This is a genomic window from Pseudomonas sp. Sample_23 (assembly GCF_004307595.1).
Classification (GTDB): domain Bacteria; phylum Pseudomonadota; class Gammaproteobacteria; order Pseudomonadales; family Pseudomonadaceae; genus Aquipseudomonas; species Aquipseudomonas atacamensis.
This window is the reverse complement of the sequence record NZ_RCNX01000039.1, coordinates 106,637-119,065: the sequence shown is the minus strand read 5'-3', so window position 1 is coordinate 119,065 and position 12,429 is coordinate 106,637. Positions and strand designations below refer to the sequence as shown.

General features: G+C 59.4%; 14 protein-coding genes and 1 pseudogene. 11 read left to right on the top strand and 4 right to left on the bottom strand.

The features are described 5' to 3' along the window. Positions 1 to 165: 165 nt before the first annotated feature. The 3 genes from D8U82_RS10535 to D8U82_RS10525 form a co-directional block, all read right to left on the bottom strand. Positions 166 to 546, bottom strand: coding sequence for a Rho termination factor N-terminal domain-containing protein (locus tag D8U82_RS10535; RefSeq protein ID WP_071173202.1), 381 nt, complete (start codon positions 544 to 546; stop codon positions 166 to 168). Between the two features lie 63 nt (positions 547 to 609). Continuing rightward, entirely contained in the window at positions 610 to 867 is a 258-nt protein-coding gene (locus D8U82_RS10530) for a hypothetical protein (protein ID WP_130902171.1), read from the bottom strand. A gap of 44 nt (positions 868 to 911) precedes the next feature. After that, positions 912 to 1,256, bottom strand: coding sequence for a hypothetical protein (locus D8U82_RS10525; protein ID WP_071173201.1), 345 nt, complete (start codon positions 1,254 to 1,256; stop codon positions 912 to 914). Between the two features lie 387 nt (positions 1,257 to 1,643). On the opposite strand from D8U82_RS10525, the gene D8U82_RS10520 reads away from it, so the two are divergent. The 9 genes from D8U82_RS10520 to D8U82_RS10475 all read left to right on the top strand — a co-directional run bounded on the left by D8U82_RS10520 (position 1,644) and on the right by D8U82_RS10475 (position 10,167). Next, the gene (locus D8U82_RS10520) at positions 1,644 to 2,123 is read left to right on the top strand and encodes a GNAT family N-acetyltransferase (protein ID WP_016770628.1); all 480 of its coding nucleotides are present in this window, start codon (positions 1,644 to 1,646) and stop codon (positions 2,121 to 2,123) included. A 159-nt stretch (positions 2,124 to 2,282) separates the two neighbouring features. Further along, the gene (locus tag D8U82_RS10515) at positions 2,283 to 2,945 is read left to right on the top strand and encodes a hypothetical protein (protein WP_130902170.1); all 663 of its coding nucleotides are present in this window, start codon (positions 2,283 to 2,285) and stop codon (positions 2,943 to 2,945) included. After that, complete coding sequence (locus D8U82_RS10510) at positions 2,942 to 3,436, top strand: PAAR domain-containing protein (protein ID WP_130902169.1); 495 nt, start codon at positions 2,942 to 2,944, stop codon at positions 3,434 to 3,436. Before D8U82_RS10515 ends, D8U82_RS10510 begins: the two co-directional genes overlap by 4 nt. A 6-nt stretch (positions 3,437 to 3,442) precedes the next feature. Further along, the gene (locus tag D8U82_RS10505; protein WP_071173197.1) at positions 3,443 to 4,183 is read left to right on the top strand and encodes an alpha/beta hydrolase; all 741 of its coding nucleotides are present in this window, start codon (positions 3,443 to 3,445) and stop codon (positions 4,181 to 4,183) included. A 777-nt stretch (positions 4,184 to 4,960) separates the two neighbouring features. Then, the gene (locus D8U82_RS10495) at positions 4,961 to 5,950 is read left to right on the top strand and encodes a 2-dehydro-3-deoxygalactonokinase (protein WP_130902168.1); all 990 of its coding nucleotides are present in this window, start codon (positions 4,961 to 4,963) and stop codon (positions 5,948 to 5,950) included. A 19-nt stretch (positions 5,951 to 5,969) separates the two neighbouring features. Continuing rightward, positions 5,970 to 6,590, top strand: a complete 621-nt coding sequence (locus tag D8U82_RS10490) for a 2-dehydro-3-deoxy-6-phosphogalactonate aldolase (RefSeq protein WP_073472308.1) — start codon at positions 5,970 to 5,972, stop codon at positions 6,588 to 6,590. 61 nt (positions 6,591 to 6,651) lie between these two features. Next, on the top strand, positions 6,652 to 7,800 hold the full coding sequence (gene dgoD / locus D8U82_RS10485) for a galactonate dehydratase (RefSeq protein WP_016770960.1): 1,149 nt from the start codon (positions 6,652 to 6,654) through the stop codon (positions 7,798 to 7,800). 191 nt (positions 7,801 to 7,991) lie between these two features. Continuing rightward, positions 7,992 to 9,302 carry an MFS transporter gene (locus D8U82_RS10480; protein ID WP_130888462.1) on the top strand — a complete coding sequence of 437 codons (1,311 nt, stop codon included), beginning with the start codon at positions 7,992 to 7,994 and terminating at the stop codon, positions 9,300 to 9,302. Positions 9,303 to 9,363: 61 nt separating this feature from the next. Continuing rightward, complete coding sequence (locus D8U82_RS10475; RefSeq protein WP_125926423.1) at positions 9,364 to 10,167, top strand: IclR family transcriptional regulator; 804 nt, start codon at positions 9,364 to 9,366, stop codon at positions 10,165 to 10,167. Between the two features lie 11 nt (positions 10,168 to 10,178). On the opposite strand, the gene D8U82_RS10470 is transcribed toward D8U82_RS10475, so the two are convergent. Continuing rightward, a complete protein-coding gene (locus D8U82_RS10470) occupies positions 10,179 to 11,231 on the bottom strand; it encodes an alcohol dehydrogenase catalytic domain-containing protein (RefSeq protein WP_016770957.1) in 1,053 nt (350 codons plus the stop codon). Positions 11,232 to 11,422: 191 nt separating this feature from the next. Here D8U82_RS10470 and D8U82_RS10465 point away from each other — a divergent pair, with 191 nt between their 5' ends. Further along, positions 11,423 to 12,313 (top strand): AraC family transcriptional regulator, encoded by an 891-nt coding sequence (locus tag D8U82_RS10465; protein ID WP_090288604.1) that lies wholly within the window; start codon positions 11,423 to 11,425, stop codon positions 12,311 to 12,313. Then, positions 12,297 to 12,422, top strand: a pseudogene (locus D8U82_RS28440) (metal ABC transporter ATP-binding protein); the annotation flags it as partial. The gene D8U82_RS10465 and the pseudogene D8U82_RS28440, both read left to right, overlap by 17 nt. Positions 12,423 to 12,429: the final 7 nt, after the last annotated feature.

Sequence of the window (12,429 nt, the reverse complement as noted above, 5' to 3'; positions counted from 1 at the left end):
TATCAATCGAAAGGGGCAGTTATCGCTTGAGGATAATCATAGAATCTCCCACATTGGATCTACGTCGTACACAAATCTTCTGTAGGAGCTGCCGAAGGCTGCGATCTTTTGATCTTGAAAAGCAAAAGATCGCAGCCTTCGGCAGCTCCTACAGTGGGCGTCGTTCTAGCTCGCCTTGCGCAACGCCTCAATCAACTCCTGCTTGCGCATCGACGAGCGCCCCGGAATGTTCTTCGCCCGGGCCTCTTTCATCAGGCTATCGACAGTCTGCGTATCCTTCGAAGTCTCGCTGTTGCGTGAATGGCCCTTGCGGCTGGCCACCGCGCGGCGCGATGACTCTTTGCGATCTTCCGATTTGGCACTGGCGGGCTTCTTGCGCCCCGAGCCACCGGACTTCTCACCGCCACCGGACTGTTTGTTGACCGTCGCCCAAGCGCGTGCCTCAGCCTCATCTTTCGAGACGCCCTTTTTTTCGTAGCTGTCTTCGATGTGCTCGGCTTTGCGCTTCTGTTCGCTGGTGTATTTGTCTTTGCTTCCACGAGGCATGGGATTTCTCCTCCTGTGTGCAGATTCAACCGCTCGCCACGCCTGCAGCGAGCGGCTTCGGAACTACTGCTGATCGAGTTTCTGCGCGGCTTCTACGCCAGCCGCGCTGAGCTTGATCGGCAGGTTCAGCGAGTGTTCGCCCGCTTCGCTCAAGGTCACATGACCATGATGAATCAGCCCGCGATCCTGCAGCGCGGCGAGGGCGCTGGCCACGACTTTCTCGCCCCGGTAATTGTCCAGCACCTCCTTGCCCAGGCCGTTGGGATGCGCGTGCAGCAGGCGGGTGAGAACTTCTTTTTCCAGGTCTTTGTCGACGTTCATGGTTACCTCTTCATGGGAGTGAATAGGGCGCTCGCGTCGGCGAACTACTGACCGGCACCTTCGGAACCGGAGCCACCAGTGGTGGTCTTCGAGCCGACACCGGGGCCGGCATTGTCAGGCGCAGTGGCAGGAGAATCAGGCGTGTTCATGCCACCCTGACGCCCCGGATCGCTGCCTTGAGTGCGCGGATCGGTGCCGGTGGCGGGTGGCTGATTGATCAGCGGCACGCCGGAACCATCGGTATTCATACCGGGGGCACTGTTAATGGCGGGCGCGCGTGGCGGGGTCGGATCGGTAGGGCCAGTGCCCGCTGCCGTGGACGAGGCGGCGAACACCGCAGGGCAAAGCAGGGCGCTGAAGACTAAAGCGGTCAACCTTGACGGGATCATAGGGCTTCTCCAGTGATTGGAATCCTTACACTTGGTTGGTCAGCCCTGGTGACGGATTGGTGCCTGATGATCGACGAACGGTCTATGCCGGGCGCGCGTGTCTGCTGTTCAGACGATACCGATCGCTAGTGTTTCCGGCGGCGCAAAACAGTTAACGGTCATAAGCATCCTTTCAGAATTTGCGATATCAACTGTGGGAGCGAGCCTGCTCGCGAAAGCGTCATATCAGTCAGACGTTGATTCAACTGACAGAATGCTTTCGCGAGCAGGCTCGCTCCCACAAGGGCAACAGTGTTCAGCAAATTGGACAGATCAGTATGTTTGCCATGTGACGAGCGCCGCTGCGCGCCTTAGTATGGCGCTTTAATTTGCATACAAGGCCCGTCCATGACGATCGAAATCCGCCCGGCGACCCCCAGCGATGCGCCGCAAATCCTCACCTTCATCACCGAACTGGCAGATTTCGAGAAGGCCCGTCACGAAGTCATCGCCAGCGTCGCTGACATCGAACGCAGCCTGTTCGGCGAAGGCGCCACCGCCCACGGCCTGATCTGCCTGCGCGACGGCTTGCCGATTGGCTTCGCGGTGTTCTTCTTCAGTTATTCAACGTGGCTGGGCAGCAATTGCCTGTACCTCGAAGACCTCTACATCACCCCCGAACAACGTGGCGGCGGCGCCGGCAAAACCCTGCTGCGCCACCTGGCGAAAATCGCCTGCGCCAACGACTGCGGCCGCTTCGAATGGAGCGTGCTGGAATGGAACACCCCGGCCATCGAATTCTATAAATCGCTCGGTGCGCAACCGCAGGAGGAATGGGTGCGGTATCGCATGGATGGCAAGGTGTTGCGCGAATTTGCCGAGGGCTGAGCACAATGATGGCAATCTACTGCTGATTCAGTTGTCGCCACCGCTCTAGTCCGGCATTCTGTGCGCCATTTTTGCGCGCTCACGGACGACACCTGCAATGCATCTGGCAAAATTTCTCCGCGCCTGTGGAACCCTCGCTGCGTCAATGAGTGACCAGCTATGAGCGGACTGCAGGCGTCCATGCGTCTGTATGGTCTGGTGAAAACTACCGGCTCTTCTGACGACCCGAATCGACAGGCTGTGGAAATTCTCTGCATGGCCCAGCGCACTGGCGGCGTGGCTATACGGGCTTTCGTGTCGCGGCTTGATGCCGAGTTGATGACGCGCAGTGCCGACCTTGGCGACTACCGCGTGGTAGCGCTGAGAACCTTTGATCCCACAGCGATTATCGACGCCCATCAAGGCTGGCTGATGCTGCACGTCTGTTGCGGCTTCGTCGCTCTCGCCGGCCATTCTCTGTTGAAAAACGGTGCGTTGATCCCGATGGGCTGGCACGTCTACTCCGAAGTGGGGCGCTGGACCTCCAGGCATCATCTGGACCTTGGCGTGGAAATGGGCGACTTGCTGCAATCGACTTTCGAGCGCAATCACCTGCGCAACTACAACGCCTGGCTCAACGAACTTGATGATGCAACGCCTGCCGAGTTGAGTTGGCAAGCCAACGAAGCCTGGCGTGCCATACAAACCGCGACATCACCTGAAAGCGGTGAGCATTGTCATGCTTTGTTCGACCCGGTCGACAATCGCTGGCGCTTTGCCGCGACCGACATCGACATCTATCAGCCATCCCCGGCACCCCTTAAGCAAGGAGCTTTGAATTGAGTGGTAAACCCGCAGCACGCGTCACCGACCCAACCGCCTGCCCACTGCCAGGTCACGGCACCAACCCGATTGTCTCCGGCTCGCCGGACGTATTCTTCGACGGCCTCGCTGCTGCACGCATGACCGATAAATCAGCGTGTGGCAGCCCTATCACCGGAGCGGTCTCCGGCACTGTTTTCATTAACGGCCTGAATGCCGCGATGCTCGATAGCACTGGTGGGCATGGCAATGTCGTGACCGGTGGCTCGGGCACGGTGATCATCGGCCAAAATGGGGGAGGGGCAGCATTTAGTGGGCTGTTGCCGATGCCGGTGCATTTCACTGACAGGTTGCAAGTAGTCAATCAGGACACCGGAGAGCCGGTCTCTTATCACCCTTACATCATTCAGCGGGGTGACGGCAGTGAAGAGTCTGGCGTGACGGATGCGGCGGGATTTACCCATACCGTCAGTTCGCACCTGGCTGAGACGATTAAATTATTTGTGGAGTAATTAGAGATGGCAAATGGAAGTGCTACAGCAGAGGCTCCACCACCGCCAATGGCGAAAAGGGATCCGGTGAGTCATACACTTACTTGCAAGACAGATCAATCGGTCAAGCAAGTAACAGTAAGCGTCCGCGATGCAATGGTTTTTCTTGTTGGTGGAGCTGGCGATCAGGAACGGTATTACGTTGATGGTCCCAATCACAATGTCGACTATGTGCGAGACATGGTCGACGCGGACATCGAAGCGCTGGAAATACAGAAATCTTGTACGACGTTGCCTCTTGGTTATAACTCATTTATGAGTGAGGAGGATTTGGAGCGTAACGTTATTCGAAAAATTCCAAGTTGCAATACTGCGATTTATATCATTGGCCACAGTTTGGGCGGCTGGAACGGTGCTCATTTGTCTGCGATTTTAACCGAGCGCGGTTTCAAAATAAAAATTTTGGTGACCCTGGATCCCGTAGGACACGGCAAAATCGTATATGGTATTTCGAAAATATATCGTCAGGTTCCCAAGCCTAAAGCGCAGTATTGGGTAAATATCAGGGCAGCTGCGGTCGATTGGAACCTGTCAGATCTGGTTGCAGACTTCGGTGAGCAATGGGAGATCTCCGAAGGACCGAACGTCATGGGGCGGCTCGATATCAATCACGCAGATGCCAACTCTATGTATGCTCACGCCTTGCCCGGTGGAAAGTCAGCGCGACAGATTGTAGCGGAGTCAATATTCAAATGGATTAAGGGGTAACTACCTGTGAAGGTTTTAATCTTGACAATATGTATGTCGGTACTCTCGGCTTGTTCTTTGAATCATGGTCGGCCCATTGCTAACCTCAAATACGAAAAGACAGAGCGGCTTCGTACTACCGGAATTTATCAAATTTATTTCAAGTCCGACGTGGAACTTCTCGGCCTGTTCAAGTCGTCTATAGGGCGTGGGCTGGTCTGCTCGTTGACGAATGACCTTGATTTCTCTCAGGCACACCGAATTAAACAGTCCGGCTTCGGGTTTATCGAGAGGGTTTCGCCGGACTCGTTAATCTATAGAGCAGATGTCATTTTTGACGAGTCGGTAGACGATGAGGGGGGACAAAGGCGCCTGAAAGGGGAAACACTGGATCCCTTTTTAAAAGCCAGAGATTCCTTTTCCTGTGTTTATAGAGTCCACTCCACTACATACAAGACGTATTTTTCCAAGATTATGCGGGTACCTAGCGCGGATTTGCTGACAACTGGACCTGCAAAATAAAAAGTATCCCGTCCGGCCTTGCCTCTTTCGAGGGCCGCTCTCCCTGAGTATTTCCCGACCGCAGCGGCATGGCGAACCTTGCATTTTTGTCCGTGCAAGCCTGACTCGGCCCTTCGATCGCCATCGTTGCAGCCCAAGAGGGGGCGCTTTGAGTGAGGTGATACCGTTACTGTTGATATTCCCATAATGTGGGATTGATATTTATATATTGAGATTTCCCGTCCCTCGGGTTTATAGTCCATCGCACTCACTGCCAAAAACAAAACAGGTGAAGCGATGCAGGCGCAATTGATCGCGCTCGATTGGGGGACGACCTCATTACGTGCTTACAAACTCGCGGCGGACGGTGTGGTGCTGGAGCAGCGTGCGCTGTCGTCCGGGATCATGCAGTTGCCCAAGACCCCGCGAATCATCCACGGCCGTGAATGCGCCGATGGTTTTGAACTGGCCTTCGACGAAGCCTGTGGTGACTGGCTCAATGCGCAGCCGGATCTGCCGGTAATCGCTTGCGGCATGGTCGGCAGTGCACAGGGCTGGCGCGAAGCGGCTTACTGCGAGACGCCGGCCGACGTCGCCCATCTCGGAAATTCCCTACAAACCGTTGTCAGCTTGCGCGGTACGCCGGTGCATATCGTCCCGGGCGTGATCCAGCGTTCGCGTCTGCCGAATGTAATGCGTGGCGAAGAAACCCAAGTCCTCGGCGTACTGCAGAGTCTGCCGGCCGAGGCGGGTAGCGATCTGCTGATCGGCCTGCCCGGCAGCCACTCGAAATGGGTGGAAGTGGTCGATGGCCGCATCACCCATTTCGACACCTTCATGACCGGCGAAGTGTTTGCCGTGCTCAGCGAGCACAGCATTCTTGGCCGTACCCAGAAGCCGAGCGCGACCTTCGATGCGCAGGCATTCGATCGCGGCGTACAGATCGCGCTGTCGACAGATGCCGCGCTCGGTGTGCTCTCGACCTTGTTCAGCGCCCGCACCCTCGGCCTGACCGGTGAACTGAGCCCGACTGCTCAGGCGGACTATCTGTCCGGCCTGATGATCGGCCATGAGCTGGCCGCGCTCGCCAATGTGCAGCGGCGCCGGCGCAATCAAGCGAATCTTCCATCGATCGTGCTCATCGGCAATGCGCAGCTGTGCGCGCGTTATCGCCGTGCCCTCGACGCCTGCGGCTTTGCTCAGGTGACGCTGGCCGAGCAGGCCACCGAGCGTGGCCTGTGGCAACTGGCGCGTGCCGCCGGACTGATCGATTCCTCATCCCGTTAACCCTGACTGGAGGCCTGACATGCTCAAGCAAGCACTGGCACAAAACGGTCTGATCGCGATTCTGCGTGGCCTGCAACCGCAGGAAGCGGCGGCTGTCGGAGAAGTCCTGTATTCCGCCGGATTTCGCGTCATCGAAGTACCGCTCAATTCCCCATCGCCGTACGAAAGTATCCGCATCCTGCGTGATGCGCTGCCCGCCGATTGCCTGATCGGTGCCGGCACCGTGCTCAGCCCTGAGCAGGTCGAGCAGGTCAAAGCGGCTGGCGGCCAAGTGATCGTCATGCCGCACAGCGATGCCAAGGTGTTGCGCGCGGCGAAAGCGGCGGGGCTGTACCTGTCGCCGGGCGTGGCTACGCCGACCGAAGCCTTCGCCGCACTGGCTGAGGGCGCGGACATTCTCAAGCTGTTTCCGGCCGAGCAAATGAGCCCGGCGGTCGTCAAGGCCTGGCTCGCGGTGTTGCCAGCCGGCACGGTGCTGGCGCCGGTCGGCGGCATTACGCCGGACAACATGCAGGCCTTTATCGACGCCGGTGTGAAAGGTTTCGGTCTCGGTTCCGGCCTGTTCAAACCGGGCATGACGCCCGAGCAGGTGGCGGTCAATGCCAAGGCCTACGTGGCTGCCTGGAAAGCCCTGCGTTAAGACTTTTCGGCGCTGTGCGCGCTGCATCTAATAAAAGCTGCATTTACAAAAGAGAGCAGAGATGAAAATCACCAAACTCACGACCTTCATCGTCCCGCCGCGCTGGTGCTTCCTCAAGGTCGAAACCGACGAGGGCGTGACCGGTTGGGGCGAGCCTGTTGTCGAAGGGCGCGCCCATACCGTAGCGGCTGCGGTGGAAGAATTGTCCGACTACCTGATCGGCAAAGACCCGCGCAATATCGAAGACATCTGGACCGTGCTCTATCGCGGCGGCTTCTACCGTGGCGGTGCGATCCACATGAGCGCGCTGGCCGGTATCGATCAGGCGCTGTGGGACATCAAGGGCAAGGCCCTTGGTGTGTCGGTCAGCGATCTGCTCGGTGGCCAGGTGCGCGACAAGATTCGTGTCTATTCGTGGATCGGCGGCGACCGTCCGGCCGACACCGCGCGTGCGGCGAAAGAAGCAGTGAGCCGTGGTTTCACGGCGGTGAAAATGAACGGCACCGAAGAACTGCAGTTCCTCGACACTTTCGAGAAAGTCGACCTCGCGCTGGCCAACGTTGCCGCCGTGCGTGATGCGGTGGGGCCGAACGTCGGTATCGGCGTCGACTTCCACGGCCGCGTGCACAAGCCGATGGCCAAGGTGCTGATGAAGGAACTCGACCCGTACAAACTGATGTTCATCGAAGAACCGGTGCTCAGCGAAAACTACGAAGCATTGAAAGAACTGGCGCCGCTGACCAGCACGCCGATTGCCCTCGGCGAGCGGCTGTTCTCGCGCTGGGACTTTAAACGGGTGTTGAGCGAAGGCTACGTCGACATTATCCAGCCGGATGCCTCCCACGCCGGCGGCATCACCGAAACCCGCAAGATCGCCAACATGGCCGAAGCCTACGACGTCGCGCTGGCGCTGCATTGCCCGCTCGGACCGATCGCGCTGGCGGCCTGTTTGCAACTCGACGCGGCTTGTTACAACGCGTTTATCCAGGAGCAGAGCCTCGGCATACATTACAACGAGAGCAACGACTTGCTCGACTATGTGAAGGATCCGCGCGTGTTCGACTACGACCAGGGCTTCGTCAAGATCCCGAACGGCCCGGGACTGGGCATCGAGATCAACGAGGAATACGTGATCGAGCGTGCCGCCGTCGGCCACCGCTGGCGCAACCCGATCTGGCGTCATGCCGATGGCAGCTTTGCCGAGTGGTGAGTCTCTGACTCGCTAGCATCAGATCGTTCCCACGCTCTGCGTGGGAATGCCTCAATGGACGCTCTGCGTCCGCTGCTGGGACGCGGAGCGTCCCGGGCTGCATTCCCACGCCGAGCGTGGGAACGATCAGTTCTCCGAGGGAGAGGAGATCTGCGTCATGACCTCAACAAACATAAAAAGAGGCATCTCTCATGCAAACGCACACCCTCTCCGGGCAGGCGTCTTTAGTCACGCCTAGCCGCAAGCGGTTTTTCATCATGGTGTTGCTGTTCATCACCGTGGTCATCAACTACCTCGACCGCAGCAACCTGTCGATTGCCGCGCCGGCGCTGACCAGTGAGCTGGGCATCGATCCGGTTCATGTCGGTCTGATCTTCTCCGCGTTCGGCTGGACTTACGCCGCGATGCAGATCCCCGGCGGCTGGCTGGTCGATCGGGTGCCGCCGCGCATCCTTTACAGCGTCGCGCTGCTGCTGTGGTCGGTGGCCACAGTGATGCTCGGATTCGTCAGCAGCTTCATCGCGCTGTTCGTGCTGCGCATGGCCGTCGGTGCGCTGGAAGCGCCCGCCTATCCGATCAACAGCCGCGTGGTCACCACCTGGTTTCCTGAGCGCGAGCGCGCCACGGCGATCGGTTTCTACACCTCCGGACAGTTTGTCGGTCTGGCTTTCCTGACCCCGGTGCTGGCGTGGCTGCAACATGCATTCGGCTGGCACATGGTGTTCGTCGCCACCGGCGCGGTGGGCATTCTCTGGGCGCTGATCTGGTACGCGGTGTATCGCGAGCCGCGCGATTTCAAAGGCACCAATCAGGCGGAAATCGACCTGATCCGCGAAGGCGGCGGGCTGGTCGATATCCAGGCCGAGGCGGCCAAGGTCAAAGCCAGATTCAGTTGGACCGATCTGGGCATCGTCCTCAGCAAGCGCAAGTTGTGGGGCATCTACCTCGGCCAGTTCTGCCTGAACTCGACGCTGTGGTTCTTCCTCACCTGGTTTCCGACCTATCTGGTGAAATATCGCGGCATGGACTTCATCAAGTCCGGTCTGCTCGCATCGCTGCCATTTCTTGCCGCGTTCGTCGGCGTGTTGTGCTCGGGATTCTTTTCCGACTTCCTGATCCGGCGCGGCTACACCGTGGGCTTCGCGCGCAAGTTGCCAATCATTGGCGGGCTGCTGATTTCGACTTCGATCATCGGCGCCAACTTTGTCGAGTCGACGCCGCTGGTGATTGCCTTCCTCGCCCTGGCATTTTTCGGCAACGGTCTGGCGTCGATCACCTGGTCGCTGGTGTCAACGCTGGCACCGGCGCGGTTGCTCGGCCTGACCGGTGGCGTGTTCAACTTCATCGGCAACCTGTCGGCGATTGCTACGCCGATTGTGATCGGCTTCCTCGCCAGCGGCGATTCGTTCGCGCCGGCGATCACCTACATCGCCGTGCTCGCACTGGTCGGTGCCTTGTCCTACGTGCTGCTGGTGGGCAAGGTCGAGCGTATCGAGTTGTAGTGCTCAGTCTCGGGCGACCATAATGCCGCCCGTTCCTTCGCTCAACGGTAAAAGGCTGGATATGCAGGAAGACGCCCCGGAAAAAATCAAGGACGCCGCGCCCACCGGCACCCAGACGCTGCTGCGCGGCCTCGGTGTGGTGCAGGCGGTGGCCAGTGGCGCGCGCGATCTCAAGGAGATTGCCCGGCTGATCGGTACCACGCGCAGCACCACCCATCGTCTGGCCAGTTGCCTGGTCGACGAGCGTTATCTGCGCGTGGTGCCGCAGATCGGTTATCTGCTCGGGCCGAAACTGATCGAACTGGGCTTTCAGGCCCGCGAAGAGTTGCCGCTGGTGACGTTGGCCGGGCCGTATCTGGACGAGCTTTCGGCACTGACTGGCGATACAGTGCACCTCGGAATCCGCGAAGGCGACGAAGTGCTGTACCTGCTGAAGAATCCAGGACGCAACGGCCCGGAAATGCGCTCGCGGGTCGGCCATCGCATGCCGCTGGTGCGCACCGGGATCGGCAAGGCCTTGATGCTCGATGATTCGCCGCAGGATTGGCGGCGGCTGTACGACATCAGCCTGCCGGCAGGTGGGAAAAGTCAGTTCTGGCCGCAGCATCCGCAGCAGTCGTGGGAACAGCTTGAGCAGCGCATGGGCGAATACGTTGCCGGTGGCTATGCGTTCGATCTGGAAGACAACGAACCGTCGATCCGCTGTGTGGCGGCGCCGATTCGTGATGCGAGCAAGGGCATCGTCGCGGCGATCAGTATCGCCAGCACCGTGCCGTACATGCCGCTGGAAAAAATGGCCGAGTTGATCCCCCTGCTGAAAGGGGTCACAACCCGGCTGTCGGCGGAGCTGGGCTTGAAGGTGTAAGCCGTGAAGGTTTAGGCCTTCAGCGTGGCCATGTCGATGACGAAGCGGTACTTGACGTCACCGGCAATCATCCGCGCGTAGGCTTCGTTGATCTGGCGGATGTCGAGCATTTCGATGTCGCAGGTGATGTTGTGCTCGGCGCAGAAATCCAGCACTTCCTGGGTTTCGGCGATACCACCGATCAAGGAGCCGGCCAATACGCGGCGGCTCATCACCAGTTTGCCGGCGTGAACGGGCGGGTTCACCGGCTCGATCAGGCCGACCAGAATGTGCACGCCGTCGAAACGCAGGGTGTCGAGGTACGGGTTCAAATCGTGCTGCACCGGAATGGTGTCGAGCAGGAAGTCGAAGTAGCCGGCCGCGGCCTTCATCTGCTCGGCATCGGTGGAGACGATGACGTGATCGGCGCCCTGACGGCGACCTTCTTCAGCCTTGCTCGCCGAGCGGGTGAACAGCGTGACTTCCGCGCCCATCGCCTTGGCGAACTTGATGCCCATGTGGCCGAGGCCGCCCATGCCGAGAATCCCGACCTTGTCACCGGCCTTGACGCCGTAGTGCTTGAGCGGCGAGTAGGTGGTGATGCCGGCGCAGAGAATCGGTGCGGCGCTGGCCAGAGCCAGTTTCTCGGGGATGCGCACAACGAAGTGTTCGCTGACCACGATGCTGTCGGAGTAACCGCCCATGGTGTTGCTGCCATCGACCCGGTCCGGGGTGGCGTAGGTCATGGTCGGGCCTTCGAGGCAATATTGCTCGAGGTTCGCCTGGCAGGCTTCGCAGCTGCGGCAGGAGTCGACCATGCAGCCGACGCCAACCAGATCGCCTACCTTGTGACGGGTGACATTCGCACCGACAGCGGTGACTTTTCCGACAATCTCATGGCCGGGCATCAGCGGATAAACGGCGATGCCCCATTCGTTGCGTGCCTGATGGATGTCGGAATGGCAGACGCCGCAGTAGAGAATTTCGATCGCTACGTCGTCGGCGCGCGGGCTGCGGCGTTCGAATTTCATCGGCGCGAGGGGAGTGGTGGCCGATTGGGCGGCATAGCCGATGGCGGTGTACATGGGTGACCTCGCAAAAACAGTGACAAGTGAGGCGGTGAATTCTGGGCGCCAGAGGCGGGTGCGGCCATGACGATTTCTCCGGGTCTCATGCCTAATCCTCCGGCATGCGGGTTTCGGCGATCGCATTGGCCAGCGGATCTGCGATGATGTTTTTCATCCCCTTTTCCGTGAATTTTACGAAGACCTATTCGATGCAGTTGACCCGTCATCTTGATGCCAATGCCAGGCTGGTTTCGTTGATCGAACCGCTGGCGCTGCGCGATGGCTACAGCCAGACCGGCCTGCCCGGTGTGCAGATTTTGCGCGCCAGTTGCGACGTCGCCCGTGGCCCGCATATTTACGAGCCGAGCCTGATGATCATCGCCCAGGGCAGCAAACTGGCGTTCCTCGGCCCACGGACCATGGAATATGGCGCCGGGCATTACCTGATCCAGGCGCTGCCGGTGCCGTTCGAATGCGAAACCTTTGCCTTGCCCGATGCGCCATTGCTCGGTGTGTCGGTGGCGATCGATCGCGTCCTGCTCGGCGAACTGGTGCTGGCCATGGGGCTGGCGCCGGGTCGGCATATTCCGGCGCAGACGCCGGAGTCGATGACCTCGGTGGTACTCGACGATGGCATGCGCGGTTGTGTCGAACGGCTGCTTAGCTGTCTGCACGATCCGCTGGAATGCCAGATTCTCGGCCCGGCGCGGGTTCGCGAATTATTGTTCGTCGCGCTGCGCGGGCCGCAAGCGGATGTGTTGCGGGCGTTGGTCGAGCAACAAGGGCAATTCGCCCGGGTGGCGGCGTCGATCAGCCATCTGCATGCGCATTACACCGAACCGCTGAATGTCGAGACACTGGCCAGTTGCGCGAACATGAGCGTGTCGACCTTTCATGAGCATTTCAAACGCAGCACGCTGTTGTCGCCGGTCCAGTATCTGAAGCGTTTACGTTTGTTGAAGGCGCAGACGCTGCTGGTGGCGGAGGGGCTGGGCGTGGCGCAGGTGGCGCATCGGGTGGGGTATCAGAGCACGTCGCAGTTCAGTCGCGAATACAAGCGTTACTTCGAACGCAGTCCGGGGGATGAGCGCGCTGCCTGATCCGCCGATATCCCCAGTGGGAGCGAGCCTGCTCGCGAAGGCGGTGTATCAGTCGACATCATCTTTATATGACACACCGCTTTCGCGAGCAGGCTCGCTCCCACAGTTGTTTTGTG